The 19,250-nt window shown below is 68.7% G+C and carries 22 protein-coding genes; 18 read left to right on the top strand and 4 right to left on the bottom strand.

Going from position 1 to position 19,250, the window contains the following annotated elements; all coding sequences use genetic code 11:
* Positions 1 to 16 precede the first annotated feature (16 nt).
* From V7D63_RS00980 to V7D63_RS00950, 7 genes are all read left to right on the top strand, one after another.
* On the top strand, positions 17 to 751 hold the full coding sequence (locus V7D63_RS00980) for a TonB family protein (RefSeq protein WP_333590386.1): 735 nt from the start codon (positions 17 to 19) through the stop codon (positions 749 to 751).
* A gap of 72 nt (positions 752 to 823) precedes the next feature.
* A complete protein-coding gene (locus V7D63_RS00975) occupies positions 824 to 1,954 on the top strand; it encodes a hypothetical protein (protein ID WP_333590385.1) in 1,131 nt (376 codons plus the stop codon).
* 134 nt (positions 1,955 to 2,088) lie between these two features.
* Complete coding sequence (gene rpsM, locus V7D63_RS00970) at positions 2,089 to 2,457, top strand: 30S ribosomal protein S13 (RefSeq protein WP_333590384.1); 369 nt, start codon at positions 2,089 to 2,091, stop codon at positions 2,455 to 2,457.
* A 9-nt stretch (positions 2,458 to 2,466) separates the two neighbouring features.
* The gene (rpsK, locus tag V7D63_RS00965) at positions 2,467 to 2,856 is read left to right on the top strand and encodes a 30S ribosomal protein S11 (RefSeq protein WP_292258339.1); all 390 of its coding nucleotides are present in this window, start codon (positions 2,467 to 2,469) and stop codon (positions 2,854 to 2,856) included.
* A 91-nt stretch (positions 2,857 to 2,947) separates the two neighbouring features.
* Positions 2,948 to 3,967 carry a DNA-directed RNA polymerase subunit alpha gene (locus V7D63_RS00960; protein WP_333590383.1) on the top strand — a complete coding sequence of 340 codons (1,020 nt, stop codon included), beginning with the start codon at positions 2,948 to 2,950 and terminating at the stop codon, positions 3,965 to 3,967.
* 101 nt (positions 3,968 to 4,068) lie between these two features.
* A complete protein-coding gene (gene rplQ / locus V7D63_RS00955) occupies positions 4,069 to 4,491 on the top strand; it encodes a 50S ribosomal protein L17 (RefSeq protein ID WP_333590382.1) in 423 nt (140 codons plus the stop codon).
* Positions 4,492 to 4,581: 90 nt separating this feature from the next.
* Positions 4,582 to 5,076 carry a GNAT family N-acetyltransferase gene (locus V7D63_RS00950; RefSeq protein WP_333590381.1) on the top strand — a complete coding sequence of 165 codons (495 nt, stop codon included), beginning with the start codon at positions 4,582 to 4,584 and terminating at the stop codon, positions 5,074 to 5,076.
* Here the strand turns inward: V7D63_RS00950 and V7D63_RS00945 are convergent.
* Together V7D63_RS00945 and V7D63_RS00940 are read right to left on the bottom strand one after the other, a co-directional pair.
* Positions 5,048 to 5,920, bottom strand: coding sequence for a hypothetical protein (locus tag V7D63_RS00945; RefSeq protein ID WP_333590380.1), 873 nt, complete (start codon positions 5,918 to 5,920; stop codon positions 5,048 to 5,050). The genes V7D63_RS00950 and V7D63_RS00945 overlap by 29 nt on opposite strands.
* On the bottom strand, positions 5,910 to 6,821 hold the full coding sequence (locus V7D63_RS00940) for an ABC transporter ATP-binding protein (RefSeq protein ID WP_333590379.1): 912 nt from the start codon (positions 6,819 to 6,821) through the stop codon (positions 5,910 to 5,912). Before V7D63_RS00940 ends, V7D63_RS00945 begins: the two co-directional genes overlap by 11 nt.
* A 98-nt stretch (positions 6,822 to 6,919) precedes the next feature.
* Here V7D63_RS00940 and V7D63_RS00935 point away from each other — a divergent pair, with 98 nt between their 5' ends.
* Together V7D63_RS00935 and V7D63_RS00930 are read left to right on the top strand one after the other, a co-directional pair.
* Positions 6,920 to 8,167, top strand: coding sequence for a TCR/Tet family MFS transporter (locus V7D63_RS00935; RefSeq protein ID WP_333590378.1), 1,248 nt, complete (start codon positions 6,920 to 6,922; stop codon positions 8,165 to 8,167).
* Between the two features lie 75 nt (positions 8,168 to 8,242).
* Positions 8,243 to 9,622: a trypsin-like peptidase domain-containing protein gene (locus tag V7D63_RS00930; protein ID WP_442882101.1), complete on the top strand. Its 1,380-nt coding sequence runs from the start codon at positions 8,243 to 8,245 to the stop codon at positions 9,620 to 9,622.
* A 3-nt stretch (positions 9,623 to 9,625) separates the two neighbouring features.
* Here V7D63_RS00930 and V7D63_RS00925 read toward each other — a convergent pair whose 3' ends face one another.
* The gene (locus tag V7D63_RS00925) at positions 9,626 to 10,042 is read right to left on the bottom strand and encodes a VOC family protein (protein ID WP_333590376.1); all 417 of its coding nucleotides are present in this window, start codon (positions 10,040 to 10,042) and stop codon (positions 9,626 to 9,628) included.
* A gap of 70 nt (positions 10,043 to 10,112) precedes the next feature.
* On the opposite strand from V7D63_RS00925, the gene V7D63_RS00920 reads away from it, so the two are divergent.
* The 4 genes from V7D63_RS00920 (at position 10,113) to V7D63_RS00905 (ending at position 13,249) form a co-directional block, all read left to right on the top strand.
* A complete protein-coding gene (locus V7D63_RS00920; RefSeq protein WP_333590418.1) occupies positions 10,113 to 11,429 on the top strand; it encodes a replication-associated recombination protein A in 1,317 nt (438 codons plus the stop codon).
* 76 nt (positions 11,430 to 11,505) lie between these two features.
* A complete protein-coding gene (locus tag V7D63_RS00915; protein ID WP_333590375.1) occupies positions 11,506 to 11,940 on the top strand; it encodes a hypothetical protein in 435 nt (144 codons plus the stop codon).
* A 9-nt stretch (positions 11,941 to 11,949) separates the two neighbouring features.
* Positions 11,950 to 12,693: an RluA family pseudouridine synthase gene (locus V7D63_RS00910; protein ID WP_333590374.1), complete on the top strand. Its 744-nt coding sequence runs from the start codon at positions 11,950 to 11,952 to the stop codon at positions 12,691 to 12,693.
* Between the two features lie 49 nt (positions 12,694 to 12,742).
* The gene (locus tag V7D63_RS00905) at positions 12,743 to 13,249 is read left to right on the top strand and encodes a CC0125/CC1285 family lipoprotein (RefSeq protein WP_333590373.1); all 507 of its coding nucleotides are present in this window, start codon (positions 12,743 to 12,745) and stop codon (positions 13,247 to 13,249) included.
* 3 nt (positions 13,250 to 13,252) lie between these two features.
* Here V7D63_RS00905 and V7D63_RS00900 read toward each other — a convergent pair whose 3' ends face one another.
* Positions 13,253 to 14,476 carry a hypothetical protein gene (locus V7D63_RS00900; RefSeq protein WP_333590372.1) on the bottom strand — a complete coding sequence of 408 codons (1,224 nt, stop codon included), beginning with the start codon at positions 14,474 to 14,476 and terminating at the stop codon, positions 13,253 to 13,255.
* A gap of 193 nt (positions 14,477 to 14,669) precedes the next feature.
* On the opposite strand from V7D63_RS00900, the gene crcB reads away from it, so the two are divergent.
* From crcB to V7D63_RS00875, 5 genes are all read left to right on the top strand, one after another.
* Positions 14,670 to 15,062: a fluoride efflux transporter CrcB gene (gene crcB / locus V7D63_RS00895; RefSeq protein WP_333590371.1), complete on the top strand. Its 393-nt coding sequence runs from the start codon at positions 14,670 to 14,672 to the stop codon at positions 15,060 to 15,062.
* Positions 15,059 to 16,090, top strand: a complete 1,032-nt coding sequence (locus V7D63_RS00890) for an RluA family pseudouridine synthase (protein WP_333590370.1) — start codon at positions 15,059 to 15,061, stop codon at positions 16,088 to 16,090. The genes crcB and V7D63_RS00890 overlap by 4 nt, the downstream gene beginning before the upstream one ends.
* Complete coding sequence (locus V7D63_RS00885; RefSeq protein WP_333590369.1) at positions 16,087 to 16,761, top strand: HAD-IA family hydrolase; 675 nt, start codon at positions 16,087 to 16,089, stop codon at positions 16,759 to 16,761. Before V7D63_RS00890 ends, V7D63_RS00885 begins: the two co-directional genes overlap by 4 nt.
* A complete protein-coding gene (locus V7D63_RS00880; protein WP_333590368.1) occupies positions 16,761 to 17,528 on the top strand; it encodes an ATP12 family chaperone protein in 768 nt (255 codons plus the stop codon). Before V7D63_RS00885 ends, V7D63_RS00880 begins: the two co-directional genes overlap by 1 nt.
* Before the next feature lie 182 nt (positions 17,529 to 17,710).
* Entirely contained in the window at positions 17,711 to 19,243 is a 1,533-nt protein-coding gene (locus tag V7D63_RS00875; protein ID WP_333590367.1) for an acyl-CoA carboxylase subunit beta, read from the top strand.
* Positions 19,244 to 19,250 lie beyond the last annotated feature (7 nt).

The raw sequence follows: 19,250 nt of genomic DNA, 5'->3' as shown, positions 1-19,250 counted from the left end.
TCGGCCGGAGACGCGCATGGAGCCTGAAAAGCCGATCCTGGACCGCCGTCGCCTGCGCTGGATCGGTCTGGCCGCCGTCGTAGTGGCGGCGCACCTGGGCGTGGGCCTGTGGGTGGCGCGGACACAGCCGTCGGCGCCGCAGCCGATCCTGCCGCCGCCGCTGAACGTCATCGTGCTGCAGCCCTTCCTGCCGCCGCCCCCGCCTCCGCCTCCAGCGCGGCCTTTGTCCAGCGACGGAGGAGGGCGGCCGTCCGCGCCGTCGGCCATACGGCCCACGCCCAGTCCGACCCGCCCGCCCGAGGTCACGGCCCCGCCGCGCCCGGCGCCCGAGCCGCCCCTGGTGATCGGCGTCGCTCCGACTGAAAGCCCCACGCCCGGTCCCGGTCAGGGTCAACAGGGGACAGGAACCGGCACGGGGTCGGGCGACGCGGACGGTCCCGGCGTCGGCGGCCGCGCCCAGTTCGTGCGCGGTCCCACCCGGCAAGAGATCATCGCCCGCTATCCGCCCGCCGCCCGCGCCGCGCGCATGGACGGCCAGGTGGAGCTGCGTTGCCGCGTGCGGCTGGACCAGCGGCTGGAGGCTTGCCGCGTGCTGCGCGAGACGCCGCCGGGCCAGGGGTTCGGCGCGGCCGGGGTCCAGGTGGCGGAGACGACCTTCCGGTTCCGGCCGCCCGTCCGCGACGGCCGCCCCGTCGCCGACGCCGAGGTGACGGTGGGCGTGGCCTTCGGCCGGGGCGTGCCCGGCGGCTGAGTCTGTTACGATGGCGAAACACGGCGGCAAGATCGCCTGGCGAAACTGGACGCACGCTTCACGAGGACCCGCATGCGCATTCAAACCAGTCTGATCGTCCTGGCCCTGGTCTCGGCCGCCTCCGCCGCCCAGGCCGGGCCGTTGTGCGACGCGGCCCGCGCCGCCGCGCCCGGCCGCCCGTGCGCGGAATCGGAGCACGGCGTCGCCCTGGCCTTCACCCAGGAGCGGGCGGCCGAACTGCTGGGCTATGCGCGTGGAGGGGAAGAGGCGTTCAAGACCCGTTTCGGCGTCGAACCCAGCCGCTATGTCGTCTCCGAGACCGGGGCCACGGGCCGCGAGGACCGCGCCGCCGCCCTGAAGGCCGCCGGGTTCGACGTGATCGTGCCCTGGCGCCTGCGTCAGGCCCAGATCAACGCCGAGGTCGGCGCCCTGCGCAGCCGCTTCACCGAGATGATGGCGATGAACGGCATGTCCGACGAACAGATCGATCAGGCGCTGGAACAGCCCCTGGCCCGCATGCGTGAGCGCCATACGCCCGAGGCCATGGCCGCCAACGAGGCCGGCGCCATTCCGCGTCAGCTCGGGGTCGGCTGGTACGCCCGCGCCTTCTGGCCGGACGCCGCGCCCGAGCCGGAGGCGCGCCACGCCTCGCCCGGCCCGGACTGGATGGACGAGATCGCGGGCCAGTTGCTGGAAACCCAGGCCATGGCCGACGACAAACGCACCCAGTTCGCCGAGATCTATTCCGGCCGTCACCGCATGGCGCCGACGTCGGATGCGGCCAAGCTTTTGGACCTGTCCGCCTTCCTGTCGGGAGAACACCCGATGCGGGCCATGGGCGGCGGCCCTGGCGGCCCTGGCGGACCCGGCGGGCCGGGCGGCGGTCCCGTGCGCATCATGATGGGCGGACCCGGCGGTCCCGGCGGCGGTCCCGGCGGCCCTCCGGGCGGGCCTGGCGGCCGGTCGATGCCCGCGCCGATGCTGTACGGCTTCCAGGCCCGGATGTTCGCCGACTATCTGGCCGAGAAGTCGGGCGACCCGGCGGTGTTCGGGCGTCTGGGCCAGGCCTTCGGGGCGGGAACGACGTTTGAGACCTGGCTGGCGGGCGAGGGGACGGCTCTGGGCCTGCCCGCGACCGTTGAGGCCCTGAGCGCCGACTGGCGGGGCTGGCTGCAGGGCAGGCTGGGCGCACCGGCGTCTTGAGGCGGGGGTGCGCCGCCTTCACAGGCGTTGACGTGCGGTGAATCCCCTGTATAAGGCGCGCTTCCGCGAAGGGCGCCCACGCTCCTGGTCTGTTGACCGGAGCGTTTGTTGCGTCTGCGAACCTGGAGATTTTCGTGGCCCGTATCGCTGGCGTCAACATCCCGACCAACAAGCGCGTCGAAATCGCGCTGCAGTATATCCACGGCATCGGCCCGGCCGCCGCCAAGGACATCGTCTCTAAGGTCGGCATCGAAGCCGCCCGTCGCGTCAATCAACTGACCGACGCCGAGGTCCTGCAAATCCGCGAGACCATCGACAAGGACCACACCGTCGAGGGCGACCTGCGTCGCGAGACCTCGATGAACATCAAGCGTCTGATGGACCTGGCCTGCTATCGCGGCCTGCGTCACCGCAAGGGCCTGCCGGTCCGCGGTCAGCGCACCCACACCAACGCCCGCACCCGCAAGGGTCCCGCCAAGCCGATCGCCGGCAAGAAGAAGTAAGACATAGCCATGGCCAAGGAACCGGGTCGCGTTAAGCGCCGCGAACGCAAGAACATCACCTCGGGCGTCGCCCACGTGAATGCGTCGTTCAACAACACCATGATCACGATCACGGACGCCCAAGGGAATGCGATTTCCTGGTCGTCGGCCGGTCACATGGGCTTCAAGGGTTCGCGCAAGTCGACCCCGTACGCCGCCCAGATGGCCGCCGAAGACGCCGGCAAGAAGGCCCAGGAGCACGGGCTGAAGACGCTGGAAGTCAACGTCTCGGGTCCGGGTTCGGGCCGTGAATCGGCTCTGCGCGCCCTGCAGGCCGTGGGTCTGACGATCACGACCATCCGCGACGTCACGCCGATGCCGCACAACGGCTGCCGTCCGCCCAAGCGCCGCCGCGTCTAAACCCGCGCCGTCGTCGACTACCTATTCCGCGCCGATCCCGCCTTTCCTGACGAGGCGAAGGGGGGTCGGCGAAACCTTTCGAGGGACACCTATGATCGAACGTAACTGGCAAGAGCTGATCCGTCCCGAGAAGCCGCAGATCGAGATCGGTTCCGACGCCCAACGCAAGGCGCGTCTGGTGGCCGAGCCTCTGGAGCGCGGCTTCGGTGTGACGCTCGGCAACGCCCTGCGCCGCGTGCTGCTGTCGTCGCTGCAAGGCGCCGCGGTCACGGCCATCCAGATCGACGGCGTGGTCCATGAATTCTCGTCGCTGGAAGGCGTGCGCGAGGACGTGGTCGACATCGTCCTGAACATCAAGCAACTGGCCCTGCGCCTGCACGCCGAAGGTCCCAAGCGCATGACGCTGAAGGCCACCGGTCCCGGCCCGGTGACCGCCGGCCAGATCGACGTCCCGGCCGACATCGAGGTTCTGAACCCCGATCACGTCATCTGCACCCTGGACGACGGCGCCTCGATCCGCATGGAGCTGACCGTCCAGAACGGCAAGGGCTATGTCGCCGCCGAGTTCAACCGTCCGGAAGACGCCCCGATCGGCCTGATCGCGGTCGACGCCCTGTATTCGCCGGTCAAGCGCGTCGCCTATCGCGTCGAGCCGACCCGTCAGGGCCAGTCGCTGAACTACGACAAGCTGATCATGGAGGTCGAAACCAACGGCGCCGTGACCCCGGTCGACGCCGTGGCCTACGCCTCGCGCATCCTCCAGGACCAACTGCAGATCTTCATCACCTTCGAGGAGCCGAAGAAGGCCGTCGAGGCCGCCGACGGCAAGCCCGACCTGCCGTTCAACCCGGCCCTGCTGAAGAAGGTGGACGAGCTGGAGCTGTCGGTTCGTTCGGCCAACTGCCTGAAGAACGACAACATCGTCTACATCGGCGACCTGATCCAGAAGACCGAGGGCGAAATGCTTCGCACCCCGAACTTCGGCCGCAAGTCGCTGAACGAGATCAAGGAGGTCCTGACCTCCATGGGTCTGTCGCTCGGCATGGACGTGCCGAACTGGCCGCCCGAGAACATCGAAGACCTGGCCAAGAAGTTCGACGACCAGATCTAAGTTTCAACCCTCCGCCCCCGGCCTTGAGCCAATCGGAGCGGTTAGAAGGAAAAGGCCCAGGTCCAGTCTTCTGGAAACCGGGTTGAGTAGGAGAGACCCCGATGCGCCACGGCGCCGCCTATCGCAAGCTCGGCCGCACGGCCAGCCATCGTACCGCGATGTTCGCCAACATGGCCGCCTCGCTGATCAAGCATGAGCAGATCACGACGACCCTGCCCAAGGCGAAGGAACTGCGTCCCTTCGTCGAAAAGCTGGTGACGCTGGCCAAGAAGGGCGACTTGCACGCTCGCCGTCAGGCCATCAGCGCCGTGCGCGACGTGCCGCAGGTCGGCAAGCTGTTCGACACGATCGGCCCGCGCTACGCCGAGCGTAACGGCGGCTACATCCGCATCATGAAGGCCGGCTTCCGTCACGGCGACAACGCCGCCATGGCCGTGATCGAGTTCGTCGATCGCGACGTGGACGCCAAGGGCCTGGACTCGGGTCCGGTCCAGTCGTTCGACGAGGGCGACGACGAGGCCTGATCGGCGCGTCATCGACAACGCCTTTTGAAGGGCGGTCGGGGAAACCCGGCCGCCCTTTCGTTTGCGCGCCAGGTGGGGCATCAGACCGCGATGTCTGTCGCCATCATCCCTTATGAGCCGCATCACGCCGCCGACTGGGCGCGGTTGAACGAGGGCTGGCTGATCGAGGGCGGGTTCGTGATCGAGGCGAAGGACCGCAAGGTCATCGACGATCCGCGCGGCGCCATCCTGGACCCCGGCGGCCGCATCTTCATGGCGGAGCGGGACGGGAAGGTCATCGGCTGCTGCGCCCTGATGGCCATGGACGACGGCGGCTTCGAGGTGGCCAAGATGTGCGTCACGCCCGCCGCGCGCGGTCTGGGCCTGGGCCGCGCGCTGCTCCAAGTCTGTGAAGACGCCGCCCGCACGGCGGGGGCGACGCGGCTGTATCTGGAGACGGCGTCCAGCCTGAAGGCGGCGGGGGGCCTGTACCGCGCCTTCGGCTTCATCGACCTGCCGCCGCGCCCGACGCCCTATGTCCGCGCCGACGTCTTCATGGAGAAACGGTTGTCGTCGCCTACTCCTTCGACAGGTCCTGGCGCTTGAACCAGGCCAGGGCGGCCAGCAGTGGCAGGAACAGGTTTAGCGCGACGCTGACCACGCCTTTCAACAGCGCCTGGTCAGGCAGCCCCAGGGCGGCCTGACCGCCGATCAGCGTCGCCTTCAGATAGCCGAAGGCCGTGCCCGGATTGAGCAGAACGGCGATCCAATCGTCCGGTCCAATCCCCATCGGGGCCAGGGCCTGGGGCGAAAAGACCTGGGCCGCCGCGATCACTATGGGTGCGAACAGGGCCGCCAGCAGCGACCGGGTCAGCACGGCGACCAGCAGGCCGACCATGGTGAATTGCATGACCGCCAGCCAGGACAGGCCGAACAGGCCCGCGAACCGGCCCGCCGCATTGCCGTCGACGGCCCAGCTCATGGGACGTTCCAGGATCACGGCCTTGCTGACGGTCTGGGCGATCTCGCCGCTCAGCAGCACGACCATGGCCAAGAGGGCCAGCAGACCCATGGTCGCCACCTTGCCCAGCAACAGATTGGTTCGGCTGTTGCGCGCGCTGATCAGCCGCCAGGTCTCCCAGCGATAGTCGCCGGAATACAGGGTCGCGGCCCCGATCAGCATGAACAGCAGCACGATCGGATTGGCCATGGCGCCGACGTTGGCGATGACCTCTTCGACCACCCGGATCGGGCCGCCCATCAGCATCTGGTTCAGTTCGGGCGGGGCCTTGCCGTTGACCGTGATCTTGTCGGCGTTCGCCTTCAGGAACAGGTTGCCCAGGATGCCCATGGCCAACCCCACGATGGGCAGGAAGCCCACGGTCCAGAAGACCGTCGCCCGGTTTCGGGCCAGCCGCCAGGTCTCGGCGCGGATCGCGTCAACCAGCATGGTCGGTCTCCGGGGCGCGCACCGCGCCGGTTTCGGTGAAGAAGACGCTTTCCAAATCGGTGCCGACCCAGCGCGCCTCATGGATGTCGATCCCGGCCTGGACCAGGGCGCGGATCACGCCGGGACCGTCGGCGCGGGTGGTGTCGACCAGGACGGCCTGGCCCGAGGCGGCGGCCTTGGCGCCCAGGACGGCCAGGGCCTGTTCGAGCGAGCTGACGCTCACCCTCAGCCGCTCGCCGTCAGAGGTCAGTTCGCTGACCGCGCCCTCGCGCACCAGCTTGCCGCGGTTCAGAATGGCGACCCGGTCGCAGACGCGCTGAACCTCCAGAAGCTGGTGGCTGGCCAGGACCACGGTCACCCCGTCGTCGTCGGCCAGGCTGCGGATCAGGGCGCGCATCTCCTGGATGCCGGGCGGGTCCATGCCGCTGGTCGGCTCGTCCAGAATGACCAGGTCGGGCCGGGTCATCAGGGCGGCGGCCACGCCCAACCGCTGCATCATGCCGACGGAAAAGCCGCGCACCTTGCGATCGCGCGCCTCGCCCAGGCCGACACGGCTGATCCAGTGGTCGATCTCGGCGGTCGCCCCCATGCCGTGCGCCTGGGCCAGCCATTGCAGCACCTGGCGCGCGGTCAGAAAGGGCGGAAAGCGCGGCGTCTCGATCATCGAACCCATGCGCCGCATGGTCGCCACGTCGCCGACCGCCCCGCCCAGCACCGTCGCGGCGCCGTCGGTCGGTCGGATCAGGCCCAGCAGGATGCGGAACAGGGTCGACTTGCCCGCTCCGTTCGGTCCCAGCACGCCATAGACGCCGCCCCTGGGAATGCTCAGCGTCAGCCCGTCTAGGGCGCGGACGGAGCCGTAGGTCTTGGTCAGACCCGAAACGTCGATCACGGATTCCATGACCGCAGGTTGGAACGCCGTTTGCCGGGCCGCAAGTTAAGCTTCGGCAATGGCGTCGCGATGACGGAGCGGCGGAACTCCGCTATGTCCCACCGCCCATGCCCAACCTGTTTCACAACCGCGCCGCCCTGGCCTTCATCTTCGTGACGGCGGTGCTCGACATCGTCGCCATGGGGATCATCATTCCGGTGCTGCCCCAGTTGATCGAGGAATTCGTCGGCTCCAACGCCCAGGCGGGGGTGATCAACGGGGTCTTCGTGGCCCTGTGGGCGGGGATGCAGTTCATCGCCTCGCCGATCATCGGCAGCCTGTCGGACCAGTACGGCCGTCGCCCCGTGATCCTGATAAGCTGCGCGGGCCTGGCGGCGGACTATGTGCTGATGGCCCTGGCGCCGAACCTGTGGTGGCTGGCCTTGGGGCGGATGATCGCGGGGATCACCTCGTCCAGCTTCACCACCATCTACGCCTATATGGCCGACATCACCGCGCCCGAGCATCGCGCCCGGGCCTACGGCCTGATCGGGGCGGCCTTTTCCGGCGGTTTCGTGCTGGGACCCGTATTGGGCGGCTTTCTGGGCGAGGTCGATCCGCGTGCGCCGTTCTGGGCCGCGGCGGCCCTGTCGGGCGTGGCCTTCCTGTATGGCCTGTTCATCCTGCCTGAGAGCCTGAAGCCCAAGAACCGCATGGCCTTCAGTTGGAAACGCGCCAATCCGGTCGGGGCCATGGTCCTGTTGCTGCGGCACCGCGAGTTGGCCGGCCTGTCGGTGGTCAACTTCCTGCTCTACTTCGCCCATCACGTCTTTTCGGCGATCTTCGTGCTGTACGCCGCCTATCGCTACGGCTGGGGACCCCGGGAGGTCGGCCTGCTGTTGGCGGGCGTGGGTCTGCTGGACATGATCGTCCAGGGCGTTCTGACCGGGCCGGTGGTTGCGCGGCTGGGCGACCGCAACACCATGATCCTGGGCCTGGCGGGCGGTACGGTCGGCATCGCCCTGATGGGGTGGGCGCCGACGGGGCTGGTCTTCTGCCTGGCCATGCTGCCCAACGCCCTGTGGGGCCTGGCCATGCCGACGCTGCAATCGCTGATGACCCGTCGCGTCGGCGAGGACGAGCAGGGCCAGCTTCAGGGCGCGAACATGAGCGTCGCCTCCATCGCCGGCGTCGCCTCGCCGTTGTTCTTCGGCTGGATCTATTCCCTGTCGGTGGGGCAGGGCGCGCCCGTGCCGCAGCCGGGCCTGGCCTTTTACATCGCCGCCGGGGTCCTGGCCCTGGCCGCCGTGATCGGCTGGATGACCGCTCGTCGCGCCGTTCTGGATCAGCAAGCGTCGGGCGATGCGGCCGCCTGACGCCCGCTCCGCCATCTTGACGCCCGAAAGCCGTAGCCGAATGGTCCGGTGACGCTTGCTGACCCACGGACCACGATGAAGACCTCGACGCTCGTGATCGCCGCCGCCCTGGCCCTGTCGGCCTGCGGCTCTCCCTCGAACACCAAGGCCCAGGACGGCGTTTTCGGCGACGCGGCCCCGCGCCAGGTTCCGGGCGATGCGGCGGGCATGAAGGCCAGTTTCGCCCCCGTGGTGCGTCAGTCGGCCCCCGCCGTGGTCAATATCGCCGCCGTCGGAACCCAGCAGGTGCGCGACCCCTTCTGGGGCATTCCGGGCCAGCGCCAGACCGGCTCCATCGGTTCGGGCGTCATCGTGCGGGCCAACGGGATCGTGGTGACCAACAACCACGTCATCCAGAACATGCAGCAGATCCGCGTCACCCTGTACGACCGGCGCGAGTTTCCGGCCCGCGTCATCCTGGCCGACGAACGTTCGGACATCGCCGTGCTTCAGTTGGAGGGCGTCGACGAGCGTCTGCCCACCCTGAACCTGGACGACCGCGAGGAACAGCAGGTGGGCGATCTGGTCCTGGCCATCGGCAATCCGTTCGGCATCGGTCAGACGGTGACCAACGGCATCATCTCGGCCCTGAACCGAACCGAGACGGGGATTTCGGACTCCAGCTCCTTCATCCAGACCGACGCGGCCATCAACCCCGGCAATTCGGGCGGGGCGCTGGTCGACATGGACGGCGATCTGATCGGCATCAACACCGCCATCTTCTCGCGTTCCGGCTCTTCGTCAGGGGTCGGTTTCGCCATTCCGGCGTCGATGGTGCGCCAGGTGGTCAACGCCGCCGTCGGCGGGGCCACCGCCGTCGTGCGGCCGTGGCTGGGGGTCAAGGGCGACACCGTCAGCCAGGACATCGCCTCCAGCCTGGGCCTGGATCGGCCGCGCGGCGTCGTGGTGACGGACCTCTATCCCAACGGCCCGGCCGCCCGCGCCGGAGTGCGCCAAGGCGACGTCATCACCGCCGTCGACGGGGCCGAGGTCAATGATCAGAACGGACTGAATTTCCGCGTCGGCTCACGCAATCCGGGCGACGCGGTCCAGGTGACGGTGCTGCGTGACGGCCGGTCCCAGACCCTGACCGCTCGCGCTCAGCGCCTGCCGGGCGAGACTGATCTGGACAATGCGCGCCTGATCCGCACCGGCGCCCTCAGCGGGGCCTCGGTGCTGGCTCTGAACCCGGCCCTGGCCGACAGCCTGGGCGGCGATCCCTTCGCCTCGGGTCTGATCATCGGCCGAGTCGAACGCGGCAGTTTCGCCCAGGCGACCGGCTTTAGGGCCGGCGACCTGATCGTTTCGGTCAACGACCGGCCGCTGAACTCGGTCGAGCAGGCGGGGGGCGTCACGCGCGGCTCGCGCGTGGTCATCCAGCGCCAGGGCCGCCTGATCCCCGGCGTGATCCGTTAGCGATCAGCCCTTGCCGATCGCCGCGCCGATCGACCAGCCGTGGCCGAAGGGGTCCTTCACCTGGCCGTAGCGGTCGCCCCAGAACATGTCCGCCAGGGGCATGGTCGGCACGGCGCCCGCGATCAGCGCCCGCGCCCACCATTCGTCGGCGTCATCGACTTGCAGGTGCAAGACGATCCCGCGGGGCTGAACGTCCGGCTCCATGCCGTATTCGGGAAACTCGTCCGACAGCATCACCAGGCCGCCGTTGATCACCAGCCGGGCGTGCATCACCCGCTCGCCATCCTCGGCCAGGGTGCGGAACAGCTCTTCGGCCCCAAAGGCGGCGCGGTAGAATTCGATGGCGGCCTGACCGCCGCGCGATGGAATGGTCAGATAGGGGATCACCCCGCCGGGCGGCACGCTGTGAGGTTCGGCCATGTCGATCTCCTTCGGAGATGCACACTAATGGCGTGAAATGGCGGGGCATAGCGCCTATCTGTGGGGGCAGATGAGCGACCTGTTTGAAGCCTCCGGCATCCATCCCCCCGACGCCCCCCTGGCCGACCGTCTGCGCCCGCGCGCGCTGGATGAGGTGGTGGGCCAGGACCATCTGCTGGGCGAGGGCGGGCCGATCCGGCGCATGATCGACGGCGGGCGCCTGGGTTCGATGATCCTGTGGGGACCGCCCGGCACCGGCAAGACCACCATCGCCCGCCTGTTGGCCCAGGCGGCGGGCTATCAGTTCCAGCAGATCTCGGCGGTCTTCTCGGGCGTGGCCGATCTGAAGAAGGCGTTCGAGACGGCGCGCACGCGTCGCGCCGCCGGCCAGTCGACCCTGTTGTTCGTCGATGAGATCCACCGGTTCAACCGCGCCCAGCAGGACGGCTTTTTGCCCTTCGTGGAGGAGGGGATCGTCACCCTGGTCGGGGCCACGACCGAGAATCCGTCGTTCGAGCTGAACGGCGCCCTGTTGTCGCGCGCCCAGGTCTTTGTGCTGAAACGGCTGGATGATGCGGCGCTGGATCAACTTCTGGCCCGCGCCGAGGCGCACATGGGCCGCGCGTTGCCGGTCGACGCCGATGCGCGCCAGGCCCTGTCGGCCCTGGCTGACGGCGACGGCCGCTATCTGCTGACCATGGCCGAAACCCTGTTCGCCTTGCCGCAGGGCGAGACGCTGGAGGTTCAGGGGCTGGCGGGCCTGTTGCAGAAGCGGGCGCCCGCCTACGACAAGTCGCGAGAAGAACACTACAACCTCATATCCGCCCTGCATAAATCGGTGCGCGGGTCCGATCCCGACGCGGCCCTGTATTGGCTGGCGCGGATGCTGAACGGCGGCGAGGACCCGCTGTATCTGGCGCGCCGCATCGTGCGCATGGCGGTCGAAGACATCGGCGAGGCCGACCCCCTGTCGATCCTGGTCGCCAATGCGGCGAAGGAGACCTACGACTTTCTGGGCAGCCCCGAAGGCGAGCTGGCCATCGCCCAGGCCGTGGTCCACCTGGCCACCGCGCCGAAATCGACCGCCGTCTATGAAGGCTATAAGGCCGCCGCCAAGGCCGCGCGCGAGACCGGCTCATTGATGCCGCCTGCCCATATCCGCAACGCCCCGACCAAGCTGATGAAACAGCTCGGCTATGGCGAGGGCTATCAGTACGACCCGCACACGCAGGACGGCTTTTCGGGCGCGAACTACTTTCCCGACGGCATGGAGCGACGCACCTTCTACGCTCCCAAGGGCGAGGGGCACGAGGCCAAGATCCGCGAACGGCTGGACCGCTGGGCGGCGATGCGAGCCGCCAAACAGGGCGGCGGAACGGACGGCTGAGCGAGGCTTTCGATAAGCGTTGCCGTAACGCCGTTCCCGTCGCATCCTGCCGGATCGCTGTCCTGGGGAGGGAACGATGTCCGATATGCTGAACAAGACGCCCTGGCACCTGTGGCTGGTGGGCCTGTTGGCGCTGATCTGGAACGCCTATCCGGCCTACGACTTCGTCATGACCATGATGCACGGGGCCAATTACATGGGCAATCTGCCGCCCGAGCAGATCGCCTACTTCGATGCGACGCCGAACTGGGCCAAGGCCTTCTGGGCCGCCGGCGGTTGGGGCGGGGCGATCGGGGCGCTGTTGTTGCTGCTGCGGTCCAAGTGGGCGCACTACGCCTTCATCGTCTCGCTGATCGGCGTGGCGGGCAGCGTGGCCTATACCTATGGGATGTCGGAAGGCGGCCGGATCTCCGGCACGAACGGCATGATCCTGTGGGCCGTGATCAGCGTCGTGGCGGTGTTCCTGGCGCTGTATTCGCGGGCCTTGGTCAGGAAGGGTGTGCTGCGCTAATCGGAGCGGGTGAAAGCCCGCACCGCCGTCGCCCTGACCGAAGCCGAGATCGCCGCCGTCCGTTCATGGGTGGTGCATGAGGACGCGCACCTGATCGCGTTCAACAAGCCGTCCGGCCTGTCCAGCCAGGGCGGGCGCATCCAGGCGCATACGCTGGACGACCTGCTGTGGGCCTTCGCCCGGTCGAACGGCAAGCGGCCCGAGCTGGTTCACCGGCTGGACCGCGACACCTCGGGCGTCATCGTCGCGGCCAAGACCAAGCCCGCCGCCGGCTTCCTAGGCAAGGCGTTGCAGGCCAAGAGGCTGCAAAAGACCTATCTGGCCCTGGTTTCGGCCGCGCCCGAACCGCGCGCGGGGACCATCGACGCCGCCTTGCGCCGCGAGGAGATCGGGCGTGAAAGCTATATGCGGGTCGTCGCCCCCGATGCCGACGGCGCCCAGGTCTCGACCAGCCGCTATCGCACCCTGGCCGCGAACGATCAGGGGGCCTTGGTCGAACTTCAGCCCCTGACCGGGCGGATGCACCAACTTCGCGTGCACATGGCCCATGTCGGGCGGCCGCTGGCGGGGGATGTGCGCTATGGCGGCGCCCTGACCTTGGCCGGGCGCGCCGCGCCGCGCCTGATGCTGCACGCCGCCGCATTGGACCTGCCGCATCCTGAAGACGGGCGGATCACCGTGCGGGCGCCGGTTCCCGACGACTTCGCCGACCTGGCCCGCGCCGCCGGGCTGGCGCATCCGGCGCTGGGATGAGGGAACGTTTCGGCCGTCTTGAACGCTGAACCGTCACAGGAGCCAAACCATGAACCGTCTGACGCTGCCCATCCTGGCCGTTTCGGCCCTGACCCTGGCTCTGGCCTTGTCCGCCTGCGCCAGCCTGGCCCCCTATGGCGCCAAGGGCGGGCCGGGCGGGCAGGGGTTCTCGGAACAGCGGATCGAGAGCGACCGCTATCGCGTCACCTATGACGGCGTCGGCGCGCCGGGACCAGTGGCCGACATGGCCCTGCTGCGCGCGGCCGATCTGACGGTTCAGAGCGGCTATGACTGGTTCGAGGTCGTCCAGCGCTGGACCGACGGCCGCCCCGACGGAGCGGGGGGCGTTCGCCCCAGCGTGTCGATCGGCGCGGGTTCGGGCCGTTACGGCGGCTATTCCGCCTCGGGCGTCGGCGTGGGGCTTGGCTTCGACATCAGCGGTCCCCAGCCGACCTCGACCACGCTGGAGATCCTGATGGGGCGCGGCGCCCGCCCGGATCGCCCAGACGCCTATGACGCCCGTCAGGTGCGAGACAACCTGCGGAGCCGGTTCTGAGGCTCAGCGACCGCGCGTCAGGGCGCGGTATTCGACCAGGCGTTCCTTGTCGCGGCGGACCTGATCGGCGACGGCGTTGTCGACGTCCAGCGAGGCGTAGCGGACCCATCCGTCGACGCCCAGCTTGTCCTGGATGGCCTCGGTCGGGGTGCGCCAGCGCACATAGCTGATCCAACTGACCAGGACGCCCAACAGCACCGCGACGCCTTGCAGCACCCGGAACATCGCCGCATCGGCCGGGGGCGCCTCCAGGGCGAACAGGGCCAGCCAGACGATCAGGATCAGCGGCGTCAGGATGCGTTGCAGCCAGCGCGTCCAATAGCGTTCACGCCGAATGCGCCACAGTTCCATCTGGACGTATTTCTCCAGATACTCCATCCGCGCGGCCAGCCACATGGTCAGACGGACCAGATAGGACGCCCGAGCGCCCCAGCCCTTGCCGTCCATCTGATACTGGGTCTCGGCCTGGTCGGGCAGGGCGCGGGCGGTGGTGAACAGGTTCTGCAATTCGCGCGTCCGCTGAACGATCTCGCGCGACATCTCGTAGGAATCGTTCTCCAGCCGGAAGCGGTACTGGACGAACAGGATCGCCTGCAACGCCCACCACAGGCCGAACACGGCCAGCATGGCGCCGACGGCCAGGCCCGCGCCCATGGCCGGCGTGCCGACCCATTGGGCGAACCAGGTGGGTCCCAGGGTGGCCAGGACGGTGAAGGCGACCAAGGCCAGGGTCTGGTTCAGCCGCTTGGTGCCGATGTGGACCATCAACGCCCGGAACACGCGCCGACCATAGTCGTGGATGTGGCTGCGCAGATCGCGATCCACCGGGAACCGCTCTTCGATCTGGCGGGCGAACAGCACGTGGAAACGGTCGGGCTTCCTGCCCGTCTCCCAGAAGGGAAACAGGTCCAGCGGCTGGTTGAAATATTCGTCGATATGCGACGACACCACCGCGATCTCGGCGGGGTCGTTGGAGAACAGTTCGCTGTCCTGGATGGGACGCAGGATGCCGTCGGCGGAACGGTTCATGCGAACCCCCGTGGGCGTGCGTTCCGGGGCCTCGCGGTTCGGGCTGTCCGTGGCGCCGGGCGGCGGCGGGTTCGGGGCGGCTTGCAGCCGTTGATCATGGCCCTGGCCGCCGTGGCCATGGTCCGCCGGCGCGTCATGGCCGTGCGCATCGTGCCCGTGCGCGTCATGGCCCTGATGGCTGTGGTCGTCGTGCGACATGGTCGGCGGTTCGCCCCTGAAAGGAATCCCGGCCCGATACTAGATCAGGGCGGGCCGCCGGGCCGACGGCCTTCCCCAGCGGCGCGAAGCCGCGTCTTCGGTATCGCCGTTAACCGTGCGTCTCGGCAAGTGAAGTTTCAGTCAGGCTGACGCCGGTCTTCGCTTCGCCGCAGAGGCGGGTATAAGCGCCGCCATGACCCGTTTCCTCCTTGTCGCCGCCGGTGGGGCGCTCGGCTCGATGGCCCGATACGGCCTGGGCCTGACGCTGGGCCGCGTCTTGCCCGGCGCCGCCTGGCCGTGGGGCACGTTCGCGGCCAATCTGATCGGCGGCCTGCTGATGGGCCTGCTGGCCGGATGGCTGGCGCATCGGGGGCAGGGCGGCGAGAGCGTGCGCCTGTTCGCCGCCGTGGGCCTGTTGGGCGGGTTCACCACCTTTTCGGCCTTCTCGCTGGAGACGGCCCTGATGATCCAGCGGCGCGATTGGGGCATGGCGGGTCTCTATGTCGCCGTCTCGACCGTGCTGGCCGTCGCCGCCCTGTTCCTGGGGCTGATGATCGCCCGCCGCGCCTTTGGAGCCGCCCTGTGACCGACGATCCCAAACCGCGCGAGGGCGGCGGCGTCCGCGAGGTGCAGACAATCTATGTCGCCGAGGCCGAGGACGGCATCCGCCTGGACCGCTGGTTCCGCCGCCGTTGGCCGCACCTGTCGAACATCCAGGTGCAGAAGATGGCCCGCAGCGGCCAGATCCGCGTCGACGGCGCCCGCATCAAGCCCGAGGGCCGCCTGACCGCCGGAGCCGCCGTGCGCGTGCCGCCGATCCCCGACGACACCTCGCGCCAGGCGGGTGACGCGCACACGCTGTCGGAACAGGACATCCGCTTCGCCAAATCGCTGGTCCTCTATGAGGACGACATGGTCATCGCCATCAACAAGCCGCACGGTCTGGCCGTGCAAGGGGGCACGAAGACCAGCCGTCACGTCGACCGCCTGCTGTCGGCCTGGGGCGAGGGGATGGACCGGCCGCGTCTGGTGCACCGGTTGGATCGCGACACCTCGGGCGTCCTTTTGCTGGGTAAGGGACCCGAGGCGGCCAAGCGGCTGGCGGGCGCCTTCGCGCGCCGTCAGGCCAAGAAGACCTATTGGGCCATCGTCATCGGCAATCCCAAGCCGGTCGCCGGTCAGATCGACCTGCCGCTGAAGAAGACCGGCATCGCCGACTTCGAGATGATGCGCCCGGCCGACCGCAAGGACCCGCGCGCCGAACCGGCCGAGACCGCCTACGCCACCATCGGCCGCGCCGCCCATCGCGCGGCGTGGATGGCCCTGCGCCCCTTCACCGGCCGCACGCACCAACTGCGCGCCCATATGTCGGCCATCGGCCATCCGATCCTGGGCGATCCCAAATACGGCGACGACGCCTCACGCGAACTGTCCGGGCCGCTGAAGCTGCAACTGCATGCGCGTCGCATCGAGCTGGATCACCCGGCGGGCGGCAAGCTGATCGTCGAGGCGCCGCTCAGCCCCGAGATGAAGGCCGGCTTCGCCCACTTCGGCTTCGACCCCCGCGACGGCGACGAGAGCGATCCGTTCGAGGGCGTCAAGAGGCAGCGATGAGACCGCTGGCCGTCTTCGACATCGACGGAACTCTGGTCGACAGCCGCGCCTCCATCCATCAGGCGGCGGTCGACGCCGCGCGCGCGCTGGGCCTGCCCGAGCCGTCCTATGACCGCGTGCGCCGGATCGTCGGCCTGTCGCTGCATCAGGCGCTGCACGTGCTGGAGCCGCAACTGACGGACGCGGAGCTGGCCGACTTCGTCGCCGCCTTCCAGGACAGTTTCCGCCGCCGCTATGACGCCGGTCATCAGGAGCCGCTGTATTCGGGCGTCGAGGACAGTCTGCGTCGTCTGAAGCGCGACGGCTGGCGCCTGGCCCTGGCGACGGGCCAGAACCGCCGCGGCGTGGCCCGCAATCTGGCCCGCACGGGCTGGGCCGAGCTGTTCCAGTCCGCCCATTGCGCCGAGGACGGGCCGGGCAAGCCGGACCCGGCCATGCTGCTGGCCGCCATGACCGCTTGCGACGCCTGTCCGGCCACCACCGTCATGATCGGCGACACCAGCCACGACGCCGAAATGGCCGTGGCGGCGGGCGCCGCGCCCCTGGGCGTCGCCTGGGGCTTCCATACGGCGCAGGAGCAGATCGCCGCCGGGGCCTTGCACGTCGCCGCCGACATGCCTGATCTGGACGCCGCCCTCGACCGTTTCGCCGCCGGAGCCAAGGCCGCCTGATGCACATCCCCCCGCTCGATCCCAATGTCGCCGCGCGCAAGGGCTTTCGCGAGTCCGAGGAACGGCTGAAACGTTTCTGGACCGCCGCCGAAGCGCGGGAAGGCGAGGGCGCCCAGAAAGGGAAATGGGCCGTGCTGCTGGACGGCCGTTCGCCCAAGACGCCCGCGGGCGCGCCGGTGGTCCTGCCGACCCAGGCCGCCGCGCAAATGGTCGCCGACGAATGGGCGGCCCAGGGCGAGTTCCTGGACCCCGCGACCATGCCGACCCAGCGCCTGGCCGCCACCGCCATCGACCGTGTGTCTCAGGCGCGCGAGGCCGTGGCCGACGAGATCGCCGCCTACGCCGGGTCCGACGCCCTGTGCTATCCGGCCGAGGCGCCCGGCAGCCTGGTCGAACAGCAGGCGCGCGAATGGACGCCATGGCTGGACTGGGCCGCGCGTGAGCTGGGGGTGCGGCTGGAGCCGTCGTCGGGGATCGTTCATCGCGCCCAGGACCCGGCCGCCGTCGCCCGCGTGCGCGAACTGGCGCTGGAGCTGGACGATTTCGCCCTGACCGGCCTGGCCGCCCTGACGCCCGCCCTGGGTTCGGCGGTGCTGGCCCTGGCGGTGCAGCGCGGCGCCCTGAGCGGAGAGGCGGCCTTCGACCTGTCGCGCCTGGACGAGGCCTTTCAGGAGGGCCAGTGGGGCGTCGACGCCGAAAACGCCGAACGCACCGCCAGCCGAAGAGCCGAGGCGGTGCTGATCGACCGGTGGATGAAGGCGCTTTAATTTCCTTCTCCCCTCGCGGGAGAAGGTGTCATGCGCAGCATGACGGATGAGGGGGTTCTCTTCGTAAACTGACTTTCAGCCCACGAGACCGTTGCCGACAGCCCCCTCATCCGACCCGCTGCGCGGGCCACCTTCTCCCGCAAGGGGAGAAGGGCTAAAGCCGGTTCAAGGAGACCCGCCTCATGCAAGACATCCTGGAACAGCTCGAAGCCCGTCGCGCCGCCGCGAAACTGGGCGGGGGCGAAGCCCGCATCGCCAGCCAGCACGCCAAGGGCAAGCTGACGGCGCGCGAGCGGATCGAGGTGTTGCTGGACGAAGGCTCGTTCGAGGAGACCGACATGTTCGTGGAGCACCGCTCCCACGAATTCGGCATGGAGAAACAGCGCATCCCCGGCGACGGCGTGGTCACCGGCCGGGGCACGATCGGCGGACGGCTGGTCTATGTCTTTTCCAAGGACTTCACGGTCTTCGGTGGCTCTCTTAGCGGTGCGCACGCGGCCAAGATCGTCAAGCTGCAGGGCATGGCCCTGACCAATGGTGCGCCGATCATCGGCCTGTTCGACGCCGGCGGCGCACGGATTCAGGAGGGGGTCGAGAGCCTGGCGGGTTACGCCGACATCTTCCTGCAAAACACCCTGGCCTCGGGCGTCATCCCCCAGATCAGCGTGATCATGGGACCGTGTGCGGGCGGCGACGTCTATTCGCCCGCCATCACCGACTTCATCTTCATGGTGAAGGACACGTCCTACATGTACGTGACCGGCCCGGACGTGGTGAAGACGGTCACCAACGAGGTCGTCAGCCATGAGGATCTGGGCGGCGCCCGGGTTCACGCGGGCAAGTCGGGCGTCGCCGACGGGGCGTTCGAGAACGATCTGGAGGCCCTGGCCGAGGTGCGCCGCCTGATCGGTTTCCTGCCGCTGTCGAACCGTGAAAAGCCGCCGGTGCGCGACAGCTATGACGATCCCGACCGCGACGAGGCCAGCCTGGACACCCTGGTCCCGGCCAATCCGAACCAGCCCTATGACATCAAGGAGCTGATCCTGAAGACGGTCGACGAGGCCGACTTCTTCGAGATCGGCGCCGACTACGCCAAGAACATCGTCTGCGGCTTCGGCCGCCTGGACGGCCAGCCGGTGGGCGTGGTCGCCAACCAGCCCCAGGTTCTGGCCGGGGTGCTGGACATCGATTCCAGCCGCAAGGCCGCCCGCTTCGTGCGCTTCTGCGACGCCTTCCACATCCCCATCGTGACCTTCGTCGACGTGCCCGGTTTCATGCCCGGCACGCGTCAGGAGTACGGCGGCCTGATCAAGCACGGGGCCAAGCTGCTGTTCGCCTACGCCGAGGCGACGGTGCCGAAACTGACCGTCATCACGCGCAAGGCCTATGGCGGCGCCTATGACGTGATGAGTTCCAAACACCTGCGCGGCGACGTCAACTACGCCTGGCCCTCGGCCGAGATCGCCGTCATGGGCGCCAAGGGCGCGGTCGAGATCATCTTCAGGAAAGAGGCGGGCGATCCCGACGCCCTGGCGGCCCGCGAGGCCGAATACAAGGAGCGCTTCGCCAACCCGTTTGTCGCGGCCAAGCTGGGTTATATCGACGACGTGATCATGCCGCACGGCACGCGGCGGAGGCTGATCAAGGCGCTACGGACGCTGAAGGGGAAGACCCAGAGCAATCCGTGGAAGAAGCACGATAATATTCCACTGTAGGATAACA

Source organism: Brevundimonas sp. (assembly GCF_036732845.1).
Lineage (GTDB): Bacteria > Pseudomonadota > Alphaproteobacteria > Caulobacterales > Caulobacteraceae > Brevundimonas.
Note: the sequence above shows the minus strand (reverse complement) of the source record. Positions and strands in the feature narration are given on the sequence as shown.

What these genes read in the sequence shown, in the direction of transcription:
- V7D63_RS00980 (WP_333590386.1), top strand. Translation starts at nt 17, where the DNA reads ATGGAGCCTGAAAAGCCGATCCTGGACCGCCGTCGCCTGCGCTGGATC.
- V7D63_RS00975 (WP_333590385.1), top strand. Translation starts at nt 824, where the DNA reads ATGCGCATTCAAACCAGTCTGATCGTCCTGGCCCTGGTCTCGGCCGCC.
- rpsK (WP_292258339.1), top strand. Translation starts at nt 2,467, where the DNA reads ATGGCCAAGGAACCGGGTCGCGTTAAGCGCCGCGAACGCAAGAACATC.
- V7D63_RS00960 (WP_333590383.1), top strand. Translation starts at nt 2,948, where the DNA reads ATGATCGAACGTAACTGGCAAGAGCTGATCCGTCCCGAGAAGCCGCAG.
- rplQ (WP_333590382.1), top strand. Translation starts at nt 4,069, where the DNA reads ATGCGCCACGGCGCCGCCTATCGCAAGCTCGGCCGCACGGCCAGCCAT.
- V7D63_RS00950 (WP_333590381.1), top strand. Translation starts at nt 4,582, where the DNA reads ATGTCTGTCGCCATCATCCCTTATGAGCCGCATCACGCCGCCGACTGG.
- V7D63_RS00945 (WP_333590380.1), bottom strand. Translation starts at nt 5,920, where the DNA reads ATGCTGGTTGACGCGATCCGCGCCGAGACCTGGCGGCTGGCCCGAAAC.
- V7D63_RS00940 (WP_333590379.1), bottom strand. Translation starts at nt 6,821, where the DNA reads ATGGAATCCGTGATCGACGTTTCGGGTCTGACCAAGACCTACGGCTCC.
- V7D63_RS00935 (WP_333590378.1), top strand. Translation starts at nt 6,920, where the DNA reads ATGCCCAACCTGTTTCACAACCGCGCCGCCCTGGCCTTCATCTTCGTG.
- V7D63_RS00930 (WP_442882101.1), top strand. Translation starts at nt 8,243, where the DNA reads ATGAAGACCTCGACGCTCGTGATCGCCGCCGCCCTGGCCCTGTCGGCC.
- V7D63_RS00925 (WP_333590376.1), bottom strand. Translation starts at nt 10,042, where the DNA reads ATGGCCGAACCTCACAGCGTGCCGCCCGGCGGGGTGATCCCCTATCTG.
- V7D63_RS00920 (WP_333590418.1), top strand. Translation starts at nt 10,113, where the DNA reads ATGAGCGACCTGTTTGAAGCCTCCGGCATCCATCCCCCCGACGCCCCC.
- V7D63_RS00915 (WP_333590375.1), top strand. Translation starts at nt 11,506, where the DNA reads ATGTCCGATATGCTGAACAAGACGCCCTGGCACCTGTGGCTGGTGGGC.
- V7D63_RS00905 (WP_333590373.1), top strand. Translation starts at nt 12,743, where the DNA reads ATGAACCGTCTGACGCTGCCCATCCTGGCCGTTTCGGCCCTGACCCTG.
- V7D63_RS00900 (WP_333590372.1), bottom strand. Translation starts at nt 14,476, where the DNA reads ATGTCGCACGACGACCACAGCCATCAGGGCCATGACGCGCACGGGCAC.
- crcB (WP_333590371.1), top strand. Translation starts at nt 14,670, where the DNA reads ATGACCCGTTTCCTCCTTGTCGCCGCCGGTGGGGCGCTCGGCTCGATG.
- V7D63_RS00885 (WP_333590369.1), top strand. Translation starts at nt 16,087, where the DNA reads ATGAGACCGCTGGCCGTCTTCGACATCGACGGAACTCTGGTCGACAGC.
- V7D63_RS00880 (WP_333590368.1), top strand. Translation starts at nt 16,761, where the DNA reads ATGCACATCCCCCCGCTCGATCCCAATGTCGCCGCGCGCAAGGGCTTT.
- V7D63_RS00875 (WP_333590367.1), top strand. Translation starts at nt 17,711, where the DNA reads ATGCAAGACATCCTGGAACAGCTCGAAGCCCGTCGCGCCGCCGCGAAA.